This window comes from Streptomyces sp. NPDC056222, from assembly GCF_042264065.1.
Taxonomy (GTDB): Bacteria; Actinomycetota; Actinomycetes; order Streptomycetales; family Streptomycetaceae; genus Streptomyces.
Window position 1 is genome coordinate 36,462 of sequence record NZ_JBHJTL010000057.1, and the last position, 15,292, is coordinate 51,753.

Annotated in this window: 16 protein-coding genes and 2 pseudogenes; 15 read left to right on the forward strand and 3 right to left on the reverse strand. The window is 70.9% G+C overall.

Annotation, left to right across the window (positions count from 1 at the left end; translation table 11 throughout):
• The first annotated feature begins 171 nt into the window (after positions 1 to 171).
• Positions 172 to 1,446 (forward strand): GAF domain-containing protein, encoded by a 1,275-nt coding sequence (locus tag ACFC0D_RS24630; protein ID WP_376439810.1) that lies wholly within the window; start codon positions 172 to 174, stop codon positions 1,444 to 1,446.
• Between the two features lie 245 nt (positions 1,447 to 1,691).
• Here the strand turns inward: ACFC0D_RS24630 and ACFC0D_RS24635 are convergent.
• Positions 1,692 to 1,916: pseudogene (locus ACFC0D_RS24635) on the reverse strand (hypothetical protein); the annotation flags it as partial.
• 14 nt (positions 1,917 to 1,930) lie between these two features.
• On the opposite strand from ACFC0D_RS24635, the gene ACFC0D_RS24640 reads away from it, so the two are divergent.
• From ACFC0D_RS24640 to ACFC0D_RS24695, 12 genes are all read left to right on the forward strand, one after another.
• A complete protein-coding gene (locus ACFC0D_RS24640) occupies positions 1,931 to 2,500 on the forward strand; it encodes a GNAT family N-acetyltransferase (protein ID WP_376439776.1) in 570 nt (189 codons plus the stop codon).
• 116 nt (positions 2,501 to 2,616) lie between these two features.
• A complete protein-coding gene (locus tag ACFC0D_RS24645) occupies positions 2,617 to 2,700 on the forward strand; it encodes a putative leader peptide (protein WP_329125294.1) in 84 nt (27 codons plus the stop codon).
• Positions 2,701 to 2,826: 126 nt separating this feature from the next.
• On the forward strand, positions 2,827 to 4,524 hold the full coding sequence (locus ACFC0D_RS24650) for a nitrite/sulfite reductase (RefSeq protein ID WP_376439778.1): 1,698 nt from the start codon (positions 2,827 to 2,829) through the stop codon (positions 4,522 to 4,524).
• An 88-nt stretch (positions 4,525 to 4,612) separates the two neighbouring features.
• Positions 4,613 to 4,792 carry a hypothetical protein gene (locus ACFC0D_RS24655; RefSeq protein WP_376439780.1) on the forward strand — a complete coding sequence of 60 codons (180 nt, stop codon included), beginning with the start codon at positions 4,613 to 4,615 and terminating at the stop codon, positions 4,790 to 4,792.
• Positions 4,789 to 5,496, forward strand: a complete 708-nt coding sequence (locus ACFC0D_RS24660; RefSeq protein WP_376439783.1) for a phosphoadenylyl-sulfate reductase — start codon at positions 4,789 to 4,791, stop codon at positions 5,494 to 5,496. The genes ACFC0D_RS24655 and ACFC0D_RS24660 overlap by 4 nt, the downstream gene beginning before the upstream one ends.
• Complete coding sequence (gene cysC, locus ACFC0D_RS24665) at positions 5,496 to 6,062, forward strand: adenylyl-sulfate kinase (RefSeq protein WP_376439785.1); 567 nt, start codon at positions 5,496 to 5,498, stop codon at positions 6,060 to 6,062. Before ACFC0D_RS24660 ends, cysC begins: the two co-directional genes overlap by 1 nt.
• On the forward strand, positions 6,059 to 6,997 hold the full coding sequence (cysD, locus tag ACFC0D_RS24670; RefSeq protein WP_376439788.1) for a sulfate adenylyltransferase subunit CysD: 939 nt from the start codon (positions 6,059 to 6,061) through the stop codon (positions 6,995 to 6,997). The genes cysC and cysD overlap by 4 nt, the downstream gene beginning before the upstream one ends.
• Before the next feature lie 2 nt (positions 6,998 to 6,999).
• The gene (locus tag ACFC0D_RS24675; protein ID WP_376439791.1) at positions 7,000 to 8,346 is read left to right on the forward strand and encodes a sulfate adenylyltransferase subunit 1; all 1,347 of its coding nucleotides are present in this window, start codon (positions 7,000 to 7,002) and stop codon (positions 8,344 to 8,346) included.
• Between the two features lie 200 nt (positions 8,347 to 8,546).
• Positions 8,547 to 9,653: an aliphatic sulfonate ABC transporter substrate-binding protein gene (locus ACFC0D_RS24680; RefSeq protein ID WP_376439793.1), complete on the forward strand. Its 1,107-nt coding sequence runs from the start codon at positions 8,547 to 8,549 to the stop codon at positions 9,651 to 9,653.
• A 34-nt stretch (positions 9,654 to 9,687) separates the two neighbouring features.
• Entirely contained in the window at positions 9,688 to 10,482 is a 795-nt protein-coding gene (locus tag ACFC0D_RS24685) for an ABC transporter ATP-binding protein (protein WP_376439795.1), read from the forward strand.
• Positions 10,469 to 11,365, forward strand: coding sequence for an ABC transporter permease (locus ACFC0D_RS24690; protein ID WP_376439798.1), 897 nt, complete (start codon positions 10,469 to 10,471; stop codon positions 11,363 to 11,365). The genes ACFC0D_RS24685 and ACFC0D_RS24690 overlap by 14 nt, the downstream gene beginning before the upstream one ends.
• A 1-nt stretch (position 11,366) precedes the next feature.
• Positions 11,367 to 12,140, forward strand: a complete 774-nt coding sequence (locus ACFC0D_RS24695; protein ID WP_376439801.1) for a sirohydrochlorin chelatase — start codon at positions 11,367 to 11,369, stop codon at positions 12,138 to 12,140.
• A 131-nt stretch (positions 12,141 to 12,271) separates the two neighbouring features.
• On the opposite strand, the gene ACFC0D_RS24700 is transcribed toward ACFC0D_RS24695, so the two are convergent.
• Positions 12,272 to 12,859, reverse strand: coding sequence for a TIGR03086 family metal-binding protein (locus tag ACFC0D_RS24700; protein WP_376439803.1), 588 nt, complete (start codon positions 12,857 to 12,859; stop codon positions 12,272 to 12,274).
• Positions 12,860 to 12,920: 61 nt separating this feature from the next.
• Positions 12,921 to 13,544, reverse strand: a complete 624-nt coding sequence (locus tag ACFC0D_RS24705; RefSeq protein ID WP_376439805.1) for a DsbA family protein — start codon at positions 13,542 to 13,544, stop codon at positions 12,921 to 12,923.
• Between the two features lie 104 nt (positions 13,545 to 13,648).
• Between ACFC0D_RS24705 and ACFC0D_RS24710 the strand changes: the two genes are divergently transcribed.
• Both ACFC0D_RS24710 and ACFC0D_RS24715 read left to right on the forward strand, forming a co-directional pair.
• Positions 13,649 to 14,509, forward strand: coding sequence for an aldo/keto reductase (locus ACFC0D_RS24710; protein WP_376439807.1), 861 nt, complete (start codon positions 13,649 to 13,651; stop codon positions 14,507 to 14,509).
• A gap of 262 nt (positions 14,510 to 14,771) precedes the next feature.
• A pseudogene (locus ACFC0D_RS24715) lies at positions 14,772 to 15,292 on the forward strand (hypothetical protein); the annotation flags it as partial.

Here is a 15,292-nt window from a genome sequence, read left to right on the forward strand (position 1 = left end):
TGCGGCCAGAGTTGCAAAGGGTTGCAGGATTACACGAAACGCGCTCTGCCGGACGGCAGCGAGCGGCACGATGGGCATCACGACCCGGGAACGCGGCAGAACCGATACAGCACTGCGGGTGGCTGGGAGAGACCGATGAAGAACACTCAGCTCAACAACACTCGGCTCGACATGAAGCGACTGGCCGCCATGGACGCCACCCAGGCGACCCGACTGCTGCACCGGGTCCGGGAGGAGACGCTGGCCGGCCGCAGGCCGCCGATCGCACCCCGCCCGGTCATCGACGCCTCCTGGCAGCGGATGTTCCGGCTCGGTCTCGACCCGGACCAGACCACGAGCAGTGTCCTGCTCCAGCGCGACGAGCTCGAGGAGCGGCGGCGGTCGACGGTGCTCGGCGAGGTGATGCGCACGCTGAGCACCGGACTCGCGGGGATCGCGGACGCCTCCATGCAGATCATGGTGGTCACCGACGAGCAGGGCCGGGTGCTGTGGCGGGAGGGCAACTCCTCGGTGCTGCGCCAGGCCAACGGGATCTGTCTGGAGGAGGGCGCGGCCTGGTCCGAGCACACCACCGGCACGAACGCGGTGGGGACGGCGCTGGCGATGCGCCGGGCGGTCCAGGTCCACTCGGCCGAGCACTACGTCCAGACGCTGCACAACTGGACCTGCGCCGCGGCGCCGGTCCACGATCCGCGCGACCAGCGACTGCTGGGGATCGTGGATGTGAGCGGTCCGGCGTCCAGCTTCCATCCGGCGACGCTGGCGCTGGTGGGCTCGGTGGCGCAGCTCGCCGAGGCGGAGATGCGCGACCGTCATCTGCGGTCGATCGAGCGGCTGCGCTCGGTGGCCGCGCCGATCCTCTGCCGGGTGGGCGGCCGGGCGGTCGCGGTGGACACGCACGGCTGGACGGCGGCGGTGACCGGGATGGCGCCGGTGGACCGGCTCGCGCTGCCGAAGTCCTTCCGCACGGGGCGCACCTGGCTGCCGTCGCTGGGGATGTGCTCGGTGGAGCCCCTGCCGGGCGGCTGGTTGCTGCGGATCGAGGAGGAGACCCGGGCGGCGGCACCGGACGCGCCGGCGCCGAGCCGGGTGGTCCTCGATCTGAGCCGGCCGCGCCGCTGGACGGTGGCGGTGTCGGGGGCGGCGGGCAGCTGGACGCAGGAGCTGAGCCCGCGCCATGCCGAGCTGCTGTACGTCCTGGCCCTGCACCGCGACGGGCGGACGGCGGCGGAGCTGGCCGAGGACGTGTTCGGCGACCGGACGAGGACGGTGACGGTACGGGCGGAGATGTCGCGGGTCCGCCGCAACCTGGCGAGCGTGCTCGCCCACCGCCCGTACCGCTTCAGTGAGGAGGTGGAGGTCGAGATCGTCCCCCCGGCCCACCCGGCGGACCTCCTCCCCCACTCGACGGCCCCGGCGGTCCGGACCTCCCGCACGGGGCAGTGACGGCGCGGTTGTAAGGGCTCCCGCTCCGAGGTGGCCGGCGTCAGACCGCCGTGGCGAGATCCTCCGCCCAGGGCGGATGCGCCCCGCGTACGGCGCAGGTGGCCGCCGCGACCGTCGCGCCGAAGGCGACGGCCTCGTCCAGGGTCTTCCGGTCGAGGGTCGAGGCGGCCGCCGAGCGCGCCGGTCTCGTGGAGGCGGTGGAGCAGGCCGGCCGTGAAGGCGTCGCCGGCGCCGACGGAGCCGACGGTGCCGGTCAGCGGAGCCGGGTGCCGGCTGCGGACGCCGTCGTACGAGACGAGGGCGCCGGCCCCGCCGAGGGTGACGACGACGAGCGGGACCCCGGCCCGGGCGAGCTGCCGCCGCCCCGCACGGCCCGCTGGGGGGTGTCCGGCCCCGATCCGCCGGACGCCCCTGGGCCCGGACGGGGCGTCCCAGCGGACGGACCCCTGTGGGATCCGCGCGCCGCACATGATGCGATGGACGTATGAGCATCACTCTCACCACCTGGTCCCTCGAGCAGACCGCACCGTCCGACCTCCGCCCCTCCCCCGTCCCCGAGGGCGACGAGGTCACGATCAAGCGGGCCGAGGTGCCCTCGCCCGAATACAGCCGCTTCCTCTATACGGCGGTCGGTGGCGACATCCGCTGGAACGATCGGCTGTCGCTCACGTACAAGCAGTGGCTGGAGATCGTCGAGAAGCCGGGGTCCGAGATCTGGGTCGCCTACGACCGGGGCACGCCGGCCGGATACGTCGAGCTCGACCCGCAGGACGACGGCGTCGTCGAGATCGTCTACTTCGGACTGATCCCTGCCTTCCGTGGGCGCCGGATCGGCGGCCATCTGCTCTCGTACGGCGTCCAGCGCGCCTGGGACCTGGCCGACCGCTGGCCGGGCCGCGAGGAGACGCGCCGGGTGTGGCTCCACACCTGCTCGCTGGACGGGCCGCACGCGATGGACAACTATCTGCGGCGGGGCTTCCGGCTCTTCGACACCAAGGTGGAGGAGATCGAGGAGTCCGAGACGCCCGGCCCCTGGCCCGGCGCTCACGCCTGACCCCTCCCCAGCTCCCGAAAGTGACCCACGGCACACCGTCTCGCGATGCGGGACGGTCGTGTCCACATTCCGGACGAAGCTGGACTGGGTCCAAAGTCCCGTGACACGCTTCCGTCATGTCTGGAACTGGAATTGCCTTGGTGAGTCGGCGGCACGTCGACCTCGGCCGCATGTCCAGCGCCATGTGTCCGGTGCGCTGAGAGAACCAGCACCGCCGCGATCTCCCTTTCTGACCCACCTGCTGCGCACCGTCGCGCCATCCCCTGACCTGAGCACGAGTGTGCAGGTCAGAGCCGCCCTCCCGCAGTCCCGAAGGACAAAACGCCATGGCCGCCACCCCGGAAATCCCCGCACCCGCAACGCCCCGCCGCAAGGTGAGCCGTCACCGTGGCGAGGGTCAGTGGGCCGTGGGGCACTTCACCCCGCTGAACGGCAATGAGCAGTTCAAGAAGGACGACGACGGTCTCAATGTGCGGACACGCATTGAGACGATCTACTCCAAGCGCGGATTCGACTCCATCGACCCCAACGACCTGCGCGGCCGTATGCGGTGGTGGGGCCTCTACACCCAGCGCAAGGAAGGCCTCGACGGCACCAAGACGGGAGTCCTGGAGCCGGAGGAGCTGGACGCGGAGTACTTCATGCTCCGGGTCCGGATCGACGGCGGCCGGCTGACGACCGAGCAGCTGCGGGTCGTCGGCGAGATCTCGCAGGAGTTCGCTCGGGGCACCGCCGACATCACCGACCGGCAGAACGTCCAGTACCACTGGATCCGCATCGAGGACGTCCCGGAGATCTGGAACCGCCTGGAGGCGGTCGGCCTGTCGACGACCGAGGCCTGCGGTGACACCCCGCGCGTCATCCTCGGCTCGCCCGTCGCGGGAATCGCCGAGGACGAGATCATCGACGGCACCCCCGCCATCGACGAGATCTACCGCCGGATCGTGGGCAACAAGGACTTCTCCAACCTGCCCCGCAAGTTCAAGTCGGCCGTCTCGGGCTCGCCGCTGCTCGACGTGGCGCACGAGATCAACGACATCGCCTTCGTCGGCGTGAACCACCCGGAGCGCGGCCCCGGCTTCGACGTCTGGGTCGGCGGCGGCCTCTCCACCAACCCCAAGCTGGGCGTCCGCCTGGGCACCTGGGTCTCGCTCGACGAGGTCCCGGACGTCTACGAGGGCGTCATCTCGATCTTCCGCGACTACGGCTACCGCCGGCTGCGCACCCGCGCCCGGCTGAAGTTCCTCGTCGCCGACTGGGGCCCGGAGAAGTTCCGCCAGGTCCTGGAGGACGAGTACCTGAAGCGCAAGCTGACGGACGGGCCCGCCCCCGAGCAGCCCGCCGGCCAGTGGCGCGACCACGTCGGCGTCCACAAGCAGCAGGACGGCCGCTACTACGTCGGCTTCGCCCCGCGCGTCGGCCGCGTCGACGGCACCACGCTCACCAAGATCGCGGAGATCGCCGAGGCGCACGGCTCGGGCCGGGTCCGTACCACCGCCGAGCAGAAGATGATCGTCCTGGACATCGAGGAGGCGCAGGTCGAGTCGATCGTCTCCGCCCTCGAGTCCATGGACCTGCGGGTCAACCCCTCGCCGTTCCGGCGCGGCACGATGGCCTGCACCGGTATCGAGTTCTGCAAGCTGGCGATCGTCGAGACCAAGGCGCGCGGCGCCTCGCTCATCGACGAACTCGAGCGTCGCATCCCCGAGTTCGACGAGCCGATCACCATCAACATCAACGGCTGCCCCAACGCCTGCGCCCGTATCCAGGTGGCGGACATCGGTCTCAAGGGCCAGCTGGTCCTGGACGACGAGGGCAACCGCGTCGAGGGCTACCAGGTCCACCTGGGCGGCGCCCTCGGCCTGGAGGCCGGCTTCGGCCGCAAGGTCCGTGGCCTGAAGGTCACCTCGGCCGAGCTGCCGGACTACGTCGAGCGGGTCCTCACGCGCTTCCAGGAGCAGCGCGAGGACGGCGAGCGCTTCGCCACGTGGGCGGCGCGCGCCTCGGAAGAGGCCCTGTCGTGAGCGACGCGCACACGGCCGCCGGGCCGCACCCGGCGACGATGGCCGCACCTCTGCGCCGTGTGGGCGGAGAAGCGAAAAAGGGGGCACTGTGAGCGAGCGTGCCGCGCCCTTCTACTGCCCGTACTGCGGCGACGAGGACCTGTTCCCGCACGAGAACGGTCACGGAGCCTGGGAATGCCGGGCGTGCAGTCGAGCCTTCCAGTTGAAGTTCCTGGGGCTCCTCGCCCCGGGCACTTCGAACAACTCCACTGGAGGGGAAACGATATGACGACGACTCAGGCCGCCGAGGCGACCGACCTGAAGGCGCTCGCCGAGCAGGCCGGCCGCGACCTGGAGGACGCCTCCGCACTGGAGATCCTCCGGTGGGCGGCCGACACCTTCGGCAAGAGCTTCTGCGTCACCTCCTCCATGGAGGACGCCGTGGTCGCCCACCTCGCCTCGCGCGCCATGCCCGGAGTGGACGTCGTCTTCCTCGACACCGGCTACCACTTCCCCGAGACCATCGGCACCCGTGACGCGGTCGACGCGGTGATGGACGTCAACGTCATCACCCTGACCCCGCGGCAGACGGTCGCCGAGCAGGACGCCGAGCACGGCCCGAAGCTGCACGACCGCGACCCGGACCTGTGCTGCGCGCTGCGCAAGGTCAAGCCGCTCGAGGACGGCCTGACCGCGTACCGCGCCTGGGCGACGGGTCTGCGCCGCGACGAGTCCCCGACCCGGGCGAACACCCCGGTCGTCGGCTGGGACGAGAAGCGGCAGAAGGTCAAGATCTCCCCGATCGCGCGCTGGACGCAGGACGACGTCGACGCGTACGTCGCCGAGCACGGCGTCCTCACCAACCCGCTCCTCATGGACGGTTACGCCTCCGTCGGCTGCGCGCCCTGCACCCGGCGCATCGCCGAGGGCGAGGACGCCAGGGCCGGCCGCTGGGCCGGCCGGGCCAAGACCGAATGCGGGCTGCACGGCTGATGACCACCACAGAGACTTCCCAGGAGAATCACGTGACCGGTGCCACCATCTGGCTCACGGGCCTGCCGAGCGCCGGCAAGACCACGATCGCGTACGAACTCGCCGGCCGGCTGCGCGGCGAGGGCCACCGCGTCGAGGTGCTCGACGGCGACGAGATCCGCGAGTTCCTCTCCGCGGGCCTCGGCTTCAGCCGCGAGGACCGGCACACCAACGTGCAGCGGATCGGCTTCGTCTCCGAGCTGCTCGCCTCGAACGGCGTGAAGGTCCTGGTCCCGGTCATCGCTCCGTACGAGGACAGCCGTGAGGCCGTCCGCAAGCGTCACCAGTCCGAAGGCACCCCCTATGTCGAGGTGCATGTCGCCACTCCGGTGGACGTCTGCTCCGTACGCGATGTGAAGGGGCTGTACGCCAAGCAGGCCGCCGGCGAGCTCAGCGGTCTGACCGGGGTCGACGACCCGTACGACGAGCCGCGGAACCCCGATCTGCGGATCGAGTCCCAGAACCAGACCGTGCAGGAGTCCGCGGCGCAGCTCCACGCGCTGCTCACCGAGAGGGGCCTGGCGTGACGACCACCGTTACCCATGTTCATGAGGAGACCGACAGCCCGTTCGCGCTGTCGCACCTGGACTCGCTCGAGTCCGAGGCCGTCCACATCTTCCGTGAGGTGGCGGGCGAGTTCGAGCGGCCGGTGATCCTCTTCTCCGGCGGCAAGGACTCCATCGTCATGCTGCACCTGGCGCTCAAGGCGTTCGCGCCGGCGCCGGTGCCGTTCACGCTGCTGCACGTCGACACCGGGCACAACTTCCCCGAGGTCCTCGCGTACCGCGACCGCGTCGTGGCCCAGCACGGGCTGCGGCTGCACGTCGCCTCCGTGCAGGAGTACATCGACGCCGGGAAGCTGCGCGAGCGTCCCGACGGGACGCGCAACCCGCTCCAGACGGTGCCGCTGACCGAGGCGATCCAGCAGCACCGTTTCGACGCCGTCTTCGGCGGCGGCCGTCGGGACGAGGAGAAGGCCCGCGCCAAGGAGCGGGTGTTCTCGCTGCGCGACGAGTTCTCGCAGTGGGATCCGCGCCGGCAGCGCCCGGAGCTGTGGCAGCTCTACAACGGCCGCCACGCCCCCGGCGAGCACGTCCGCGTCTTCCCGCTCTCCAACTGGACCGAGCTGGACGTGTGGCAGTACATCCAGCGGGAGAAGATCGAGCTCCCCGAGATCTACTTCGCCCACGAGCGCGAGGTGTTCGCGCGCAGCGGCATGTGGCTGACGGCCGGCGACTGGGGCGGTCCGAAGGAGTCCGAGACGGTCGAGACGCGGCTCATCCGCTACCGCACCGTCGGTGACATGTCCTGCACGGGCGCCGTCGACTCCGACGCCACCACGCTCGACGCCGTGATCGCCGAGATCGCCGCCTCCCGCCTCACCGAGCGGGGCGCGACCCGCGCCGACGACAAGATGTCCGAGGCCGCGATGGAAGACCGTAAGCGCGAAGGGTACTTCTAGCCATGACGAGCACCACCGAGCAGTTCGCCGACGTGGCGGCCACTACCCTGCTGCGCTTCGCCACCGCCGGCTCCGTCGACGACGGCAAGTCCACCCTGGTGGGACGTCTCCTGCACGACTCCAAGTCGGTCCTCACCGACCAGCTGGAGGCCGTCGAGGCCGCGTCCCTCAAGCGCGGCCAGGAGGCACCCGACCTGGCCCTGCTGACCGACGGACTGCGCGCCGAACGCGAGCAGGGCATCACCATCGACGTGGCCTACCGCTACTTCGCCACCGCCCGCCGCCGGTTCATCCTCGCCGACACCCCCGGCCACGTGCAGTACACCCGCAACATGGTCACCGGCGCCTCCACCGCCGAGCTGGCCGTGGTCCTCGTCGACGCCCGTAACGGTGTGGTCGAGCAGACCCGCCGCCACGCGGCCGTCGCCGCCCTGCTGCGCGTGCCGCACGTGGTCCTGGCCGTCAACAAGATGGACCTGGTCGACTACGCGGAGCCCGTCTTCGCCGCGATCGCGGAGGAGTTCACGCAGTACGCGTCCGAGCTCGGCGTCCCGGAGATCACCGCGATCCCGATCTCGGCGCTGGCCGGCGACAACGTGGTGGAGCCCTCCGCCAACATGGACTGGTACGGCGGTCCGACCGTCCTGGAGCACCTGGAGACCGTCCCGGTCAGCCATGACCTGACGGCCTGCCACGCGCGCTTCCCGGTGCAGTACGTGATCCGTCCGCAGACCGCCGAGCACCCCGACTACCGGGGTTACGCCGGGCAGATCGCGGCCGGTGCCTTCCGGGTCGGCGAGCAGATCACCGTCCTGCCCTCGGGCAGGACGTCCACGATCACCGCGATCGACGCGCTGGGCGAGTCGGTCGACATCGCCTGGGCCCCGCAGTCGGTGACGATAAGGCTGGCCGACGACATCGACATCTCGCGCGGCGACCTCCTCGCCCCGAGCGGTGACGCCCCCGCCACCAGCCAGGACGTCGAGGCGACGGTCTGCCACGTGGCGGACCAGCCGCTGACCGTCGGGCAGCGGGTGCTGCTGAAGCACACCACCCGCACGGTCAAGGCGATCGTCAAGGAGATCCCGTCCCGGCTGACCCTGGACGACCTCTCCCAGCACCCCGAGCCGGGGCAGCTGGTGGCCAACGACATCGGCCGGGTCAAGGTCCGTACCGCCGAGCCGCTCGCGCTCGACGCGTACGCGGACTCCCGCCGTACCGGCTCGTTCCTGCTGATCGACCCCGCGGACGGCACCACGCTCGCGGCCGGCATGGCGGGCGAGGCCTTCGCCGGTGCCAAGGCTGCGGCCGTCGCGGAGACAACGGAAGACGAAGGGTGGGACTTCTGATGAGCATCGACGTCTACAGCACCTTCGCCAAGGAGGGCGGCCGGGTGGGTTCCGGCGCCCTCGGTGCGGGCCGCGGAGGTGTCGCGCGATGTGCGTGCTGACGCCGATGCGCCGCGTACGCGGCGCGATTCCGCTCCACCCGCTTTACCTCGAACGACATAGACGAAGAAGACTTCGAAGACCCTGAGGGGAACACTTCCGTGCCTGCCTCCCGTACCACCCTGCGCCGCTCACTCGCCGCCGCCGCGGCTCTGCCGCTGCTGATCGGCGCGCTCGCCTCCTGCGGCTACGGCTCCGAGGCCAAGAACGACGAGAAGAAGGTGGCCGCCGAGGGCGAGAAGCTCTCGGCCGACACGGTGCGACTCGGGTACTTCCCGAACCTGACGCACGCCACCGCCCTGGTGGGCGACCAAGAGGGCATCATCCAGAAGGAGCTGGGCGGCACGCAGCTGAAGGTCTCGACCTTCAACGCCGGCCCCTCCGAGATCGAGGCGCTCAACGCCGACTCGATCGACATCGGCTTCATCGGCCCCTCCCCCTCGATCAACGGCTACACCAAGTCCAAGGGCAAGAACCTGCGCATCATCGCCGGTTCGGCCTCCGGCGGTGTGAAGCTGGTCGTGAACCCGGCCAAGATCAAGACCCTGGACGACATCAAGGGCAAGCGGATCGCGACCCCGCAGCTCGGCAACACCCAGGACGTGGCCTTCCTCAACTGGATCTCGGAGAAGGGCTGGAAGGTCGACGCCCAGAGCGGCAAGGGCGACGTCTCCGTACTCCGCACGGACAACAAGGTGACCCCGGACGCCTACAAGTCCGGCTCGATCGACGGCGCCTGGGTGCCGGAGCCGACCGCGTCGAAGCTGGTCAGCGAGGGCGCGAAGGTGCTCCTTGACGAGTCGACGCTGTGGCCCGACAAGAAGTTCGTGATCACGAACATCATCGTGTCGCAGAAGTTCCTCACCGAGCACCCGGACGTCGTCGAGGCGGTGCTGCGCGGCTCGGTGAAGACCAACGAGTGGATCAACGCCAACCAGGCGAAGGCCAAGGAGTCGGCGAACGCCAAGCTCAAGGAGCTCAGCGGCAAGCCGCTGGGCGCGAAGGTCATCGACGGTGCCTGGCCCTCGATCCAGTTCACCAACGACCCGCTGGCCGCCACGCTCCAGGCTCAGGCCGACCACGCGGTGAAGGCCGGTCTCCTCAAGCAGCCCGACCTGGCCGGGATCTACGACCTGAAGCCGCTCAACAAGGTCCTCAAGGCCGCCGGGCAGCCCGAGGTCTCCGACGCCGGTCTCGGCGTCAAGTAACCAGTCCGCAGCTCATACCCAGGAGGTGACGACCATGGCCACGACCGCGACACTCGCCAAGGCCGAGGACCGTTCGGCGGTGACGCACGCCGCCCGTATCGAGCACGTCTCGAAGTCCTTCGGCGGACCCAACGGCGGGCAGCTCGTGCTCGACGACATCTCTCTCGATGTCGCCCCGGGCGAGTTCGTCACCCTCCTGGGTGCCTCGGGCTGCGGAAAGTCCACCCTGCTCAACCTGGTCGCCGGGCTCGACCGGCCGTCCGCGGGGTCCATCGAGACCCCCGGCGGCCGGCCGGCCCTGATGTTCCAGGAACACGCCCTCTTCCCGTGGCTCACCGCGGGCAAGAACATCGAACTGGCCCTGCGACTGCGCGGGGTGCCGAAGGCCGAGCGCCGCCCGGAGGCCGAGCGCCTGCTCGAACTCGTACGGCTCTCCGGCTCGTACGGCAAGCGGGTGCACGAGCTGTCCGGCGGCATGCGCCAGCGTGTGGCGCTGGCCCGGGCGCTCGCCCAGGCCAGCGATCTGCTGCTGATGGACGAGCCGTTCGCCGCGCTCGACGCGATCACCCGCGATGTGCTGCACGACGAGCTGACCCGCATCTGGCGGGAGACGCAGCTGTCGGTGCTGTTCGTCACCCACAACGTGCGCGAGGCCGTGCGGCTGGCCGAGCGCGTGGTGCTGCTGTCGTCCCGGCCGGGGCGGATCGCCCGGGAGTGGACCATCGACATCCCGCAGCCGCGTCGTATCGAGGACGCCGCCGTGGCGGAGCTGTCCGTCGAGATCACCGAAGAACTGCGTGGGGAGATCCGCCGCCATGGCCAGCACTGATACGACCACCACGACGGCCGCGAAGGCCGACGACCTGGCCGGTCTGGAGGCGGGGCTCGACGCGCTGGACGCGGTGCAGGTCCGCCGCACCCCGGTGCGCGAGGTCCTCACCGGCAAGGTCCTGCCGCCCGTCATCGCCGTCGTCCTGGTGCTGCTGGTCTGGCAGCTCCTGGTGATGGCCGAGGTCACCGACGAGTCCAAGCTGCCGGCACCGTCCGCGGTGTGGGACAGCGTGACCACCATGTGGCTGGAGGGCACGCTCCTCGAAGTGCTCTGGACGAGCGTGTCGCGCGCTCTGCTCGGCTTCCTGATGGCGCTCGCCATCGGCACCCCGCTGGGTCTGCTCGTCGCCCGGGTGAAGTTCGTCAGGGCCGCCATCGGCCCCGTCCTCGCGGGTCTGCAGTCGCTGCCGTCCGTGGCCTGGGTCGCCCCGGCCGTGCTGTGGATCGGCCTCAACGACTCGATGATGTACGCGGTGATCCTGCTGGGCGCCGTGCCGTCGATCGCCAACGGCCTGGTGGCCGGCGTCGACCAGGTCCCGCCGCTCTTCCTGCGGGCCGGCCGTACCCTCGGCGCCACCGGGCTCAAGGGCGCCTGGCACATCGTGATGCCGGCCGCGCTGCCGGGCTATCTCGCGGGTCTGAAGCAGGGCTGGGCGTTCTCCTGGCGTTCGCTGATGGCCGCCGAGATCATCGCCTCCTCGCCGGAGCTGGGTCTGGGGCTCGGCCAGCTGCTGGAGAACGGCCGCAACAACTTCGACATGCCGGGGATCTTCCTCGCCATCATCCTGATCCTGCTCGTCGGTGTCGCCATCGACCTGCTGATCTTCAGCCCGCTGGAGCGCGCGGTGCTCCGCCGCCGCGGCCTGCTGGTGAAGGCCTGACATGAGCGCCCCCGTCCTCCTCGTCATCGCCCACGGCAGCCGCGACCCGCGGCACGCGGCGACCGTGCACGCGCTGGTGCGGCGTGCCCGGGCGCTGCGGCCCGGGCTGCGCGTGGAGACGGCGTTCCTGGACTTCAACCTGCCGTCGGTCCCGGGGGTCCTGGACCGGCTCGCGGCCGACGGGGTGAGGGACGTGGTGGCCCTGCCGCTGCTGCTGACCCGGGCCTTCCACGCGAAGGCCGACATCCCCGCCGTACTGCGCCAGGCCCCGCCCGCCCTGCGGATCCGCCGCGCGGAGGTGCTCGGCCCCTCGCCGCTGCTGATCGCGGCGGTGGAGCGACGGCTGTACGAGGCCGGGCTGACCCCCGGCGACAAGAGCACGACCGGGGTCGTCCTGGCCTCGGCGGGCTCCACGGACCCGGAGGCGATCGCAGCGATCGCAGAAACGGCGCGGGAGCTGCGGCGCACCGGTTGGTGCTCCGTGCGGCCTGCGTTCGCCTCCGCATCACTCCCACGGACCGAGGACGCCGTCCGCGCCCTGCGCGCCGACGGCGTGCGTCGCGTGGCGGTGGCCCCGTACGTCATCGCCCCCGGCCGACTGCCGGACCGCATCGCGGCGGGCGCGACGGAGGCCGACCACCTGGCGGACGTCCTCGGTCCGTCCCCGGAGCTGGCCCGGCTGCTGATCGAACGGTACGAGCAGCGCGCGCCGGTTGCCGGCGAACTGCCGGACGCTCTCCGGGCGGAGAGCCTGACGACACAGGCAGCGGGCTAGGACCCGTCCTTGTCTCATGGGGCGGGGCGTCGAACAGATCGGCTGGACCCTCGCCATCGACCTCACCGACCCCATCGGCCTGACCCGGGCCGGGCTCGCCCTCACGGCGTGGCGGCTGCTCGACGACCGACCTACCGCCGTTCCTCCTGGCCCCTGGGGTCGCGGCCGCTGATCGCGAGGGCGCGGGCGAAGGCCGGGGCGGTGTCCGGTACGTCGAGGGGCTCGGCGAAGCCCTCGTACCGACGGTAGGTCTCGGCGTGTTCCTCGACGACACCGAGCAGGAAGCGTCCCATCGCCTCCGGGACGGTGAAGTCCTGGCCGGTGGAGCGGGCCAGGTCCCAGCCGTGCAGGGCGAGTTCCTTGACGAGCAGCGAGGCGATGACCGTCGCCGGCATGGTCACATATCCGGTGTCCACCTCGCCCTGCCAGACGTCCGGCTTCTCCCAGGCCGCGAGCGCGCGGTCGAGCTGGGCCGCGTACCGCTCCGCCCAGTCGGGCTCGGCAGTGAAGTCCCGCTGGACGGTCTCCTCGGGGAGCTGCTGACGCAGGGCGCGGTGCTCCAGGCCGTGGGCGGAGTAGAGGACGAGGTGGTTGACCAGCTCGCGGACGGTCCAGTCGGCGCAGACGGACGACTGCGCGAGCTGGTCGGCGGTGACACCGCGGGCGACGCGGGCGGCCTCGGCGGCGGCGACGGTGAGGTGTGCGTGGATGTCGTTCATGCCGCCGAGGCTAGGACGGGCCGCCGCAGCCGCTCTTGAAGAATTGCGACAGCCGACGCGCTCAGCTGAAGTCGAGTCCGCCCGTCCGGGTCCGCTTGATCTCGAAGAGGTCGGAGTGGCCGGCGAGCACCCGGAAGCTGTCGAAGAGCTCGGCCGCCTTCGGGCCGCGCGGGATGGCTCGCAGGACCGGCCCGAACCAGACCGTGCCGTCGACATGGATGGTCGGCGTGCCGACATAGCCGTCCGCCTCGGGGTCCTTGCCGGCGTCGTGGCTGCGGCGGACCACCTCGTCGTACGTGTCGTCGTGCGCGGCCTCGGCGAGTTCGGCCGGCAGGCCGAGCTCCGCCAGGGACTCGGCGATCACCGCGTCGAAGTCCTTCTGCTTCTCCTGATGGATGCGGGTGCCGAACGCGGTGTAGAGCGGGCGCAGGACCTCGTCACCGTGCTTCTCGGCCGCCGCGGCCGCCACCCGCACCGGGCCGATCGACTTGTCGACGAGCTCCCGGTACCAGTCGGGCAGCTCGTTGCCGACGTTGTGGAAGTACAGGCTCATCACCCGGAAGCGCAGTTCGACGTCCCGGTGCTGTTCGACCTCCAGCATCCAGCGGGAGGAGATCCATGCGAAGGGGCACGCGGGGTCGAAGTAGAAGTCGACGACGGTCCTGAGCTGCGTATCTGTGGTCATGACAGGAGCCTAGCCAGCAGGCGACCGCAGGTGGCGGTCCATTGTCGACTCCGTCAACTGGGCCACTTCCGGCGGCCGTCCCATGATTGTTGTAGCGTCCACCCATGCTCTCGGAAACGTACACGCTGGGCGGCGACCTTCCCGTAGGGCGGCTCGGTTACGGCACGGCCCAGCTCACCGGCCCCGGCTACTGGGGACCGCGCGGCGAGCGGGCGGACGCGGTCGCCGTCCTCCGGCGGGCCGTGGAGCGGGGCGTCACGCTGATCGACACCGCCGACAACTACGGTCCCGGCCTTGCCGAGGAGCTGGTCGCGGAGGCGCTGCACCCCTTCCGGGACGAGCTGGTGATCGCGACCAAGGGCGGGGTCGTACGAACCGGCGACAGTGCCTGGCACATCGAGGGGCGGCCGGAGCGGCTGCGCGCGATGTGCGAGTCGAGCCTGCGGCGGCTGCGGACGGATCGGATCGACCTCTACCAGCTGCACCGGCTCGACCCGCACGTGCCGATGGCGGAGCAACTCGGCACGCTCGACGAGCTGCGCGCGGAGGGGAAGATCCGGCACGTCGGCCTGGACTCGGTGACGGCGGAGCAGCTGACGCGGGCGCTGGCTCTGACGTCCTCGATCGTCTCGGTGCAGAACCGCTTCAACCTGCTCGACCGGGAGTCGGCGGCGGTACTGAAGGTGTGCGAGGCCAACGGACTGGCGTTCCTGCCGTGGTTCCCACTGGCCAACGGCGCGCTGACCGGTGAGGCCGCGGCCGCGCTGGACGCGGTGGCGGGCCGGCTCGGGGCGTCCCGGGGGCAGACGGCGCTGGCCTGGCTGCTGCACCACTCCCCCGCGCTGCTGCCGACGCCGGGCACCGGTTCACTCGCACATCTGGAGGAGAACCTGGACGCCGCCGCGCTCCGACTCGACGCGTCCGACATCTCCGTCCTGGACGCGCTGACGGACCACGTCGGCTGAAGCCTGGCACTCCAGGTGCTTCCGCCTCTGAGGCCGGCTTTGTCGTGACAACCCGGCGGGAGCCCAGAGCCTCCGTTACGACCGGGCGGTCACTGATCCGGCCAGGAGGTCGGTTGTCGCCGGCGGGACGACGGCGTCGGGGTGCGTCCCGGACGGCCCTTCCGGCGGCCGGCGTTGTCCCGTGGCCAGTCCCTGCGACGGGCCCATGTCAGTGGCTCTGTCTACTGTGTTCGTCAGGTTCAGGCAGAGGGGCGGTGGCCGTATGGGTGGGCATGAGGGACCGGGGACGGTCGTCGAGGTGGCGTACGCGCTGGCGTGGGATCTGGAGGCCCGCGCGCCGTGGCGGCCCCTGACCGCCGAGGCGGCGCGGGAGCGGGATGTCGCAGGGCTGCCGTACGTCGCGGTGTACCGGATCCCGGGGCGGGAGATTCCGCTCGAAGTCCGGCTGGTTTCCTGGCGGGACCACTACGTCGGCCTATGGCTCTACGACGACCAGGGCCGCCGCACCGACGAGGTGGACCTTCGGCTGCTGGACGATCGGAGTCGGCTGCTCAGCCGGCGTATCCGCAAGTGGCAGTACACCGGGCCGGAGATGGCGGAGTTCGACGACGAATGCCCTCGCTCCGCAGTGGAACTGTTCCCGGACGGCAAGGGCTCGATCACGAAGGAGCCCCGAGGCGCGCGCGGGTCGATGCTCGTCACGGTGCCCGGCGCAGATGTACAGCGTTGGCAGCTCCGCCCCGGGTTCGAAGACTGGCCGGTGGTCGCCGCCCTCTCGCGGGG

What these genes read in the sequence shown, in the direction of transcription:
- ACFC0D_RS24710 (WP_376439807.1), top strand. Translation starts at nt 13,649, where the DNA reads ATGCTCTCGGAAACGTACACGCTGGGCGGCGACCTTCCCGTAGGGCGG.
- ACFC0D_RS24630 (WP_376439810.1), top strand. Translation starts at nt 172, where the DNA reads ATGAAGCGACTGGCCGCCATGGACGCCACCCAGGCGACCCGACTGCTG.
- ACFC0D_RS24695 (WP_376439801.1), top strand. Translation starts at nt 11,367, where the DNA reads ATGAGCGCCCCCGTCCTCCTCGTCATCGCCCACGGCAGCCGCGACCCG.
- ACFC0D_RS24685 (WP_376439795.1), top strand. Translation starts at nt 9,688, where the DNA reads ATGGCCACGACCGCGACACTCGCCAAGGCCGAGGACCGTTCGGCGGTG.
- ACFC0D_RS24675 (WP_376439791.1), top strand. Translation starts at nt 7,000, where the DNA reads ATGACGAGCACCACCGAGCAGTTCGCCGACGTGGCGGCCACTACCCTG.
- ACFC0D_RS24650 (WP_376439778.1), top strand. Translation starts at nt 2,827, where the DNA reads ATGGCCGCCACCCCGGAAATCCCCGCACCCGCAACGCCCCGCCGCAAG.
- ACFC0D_RS24645 (WP_329125294.1), top strand. Translation starts at nt 2,617, where the DNA reads ATGTCTGGAACTGGAATTGCCTTGGTGAGTCGGCGGCACGTCGACCTC.
- ACFC0D_RS24700 (WP_376439803.1), bottom strand. Translation starts at nt 12,859, where the DNA reads ATGAACGACATCCACGCACACCTCACCGTCGCCGCCGCCGAGGCCGCC.
- ACFC0D_RS24705 (WP_376439805.1), bottom strand. Translation starts at nt 13,544, where the DNA reads ATGACCACAGATACGCAGCTCAGGACCGTCGTCGACTTCTACTTCGAC.
- cysC (WP_376439785.1), top strand. Translation starts at nt 5,496, where the DNA reads ATGACCACCACAGAGACTTCCCAGGAGAATCACGTGACCGGTGCCACC.
- ACFC0D_RS24690 (WP_376439798.1), top strand. Translation starts at nt 10,469, where the DNA reads ATGGCCAGCACTGATACGACCACCACGACGGCCGCGAAGGCCGACGAC.
- ACFC0D_RS24660 (WP_376439783.1), top strand. Translation starts at nt 4,789, where the DNA reads ATGACGACGACTCAGGCCGCCGAGGCGACCGACCTGAAGGCGCTCGCC.
- ACFC0D_RS24640 (WP_376439776.1), top strand. Translation starts at nt 1,931, where the DNA reads ATGAGCATCACTCTCACCACCTGGTCCCTCGAGCAGACCGCACCGTCC.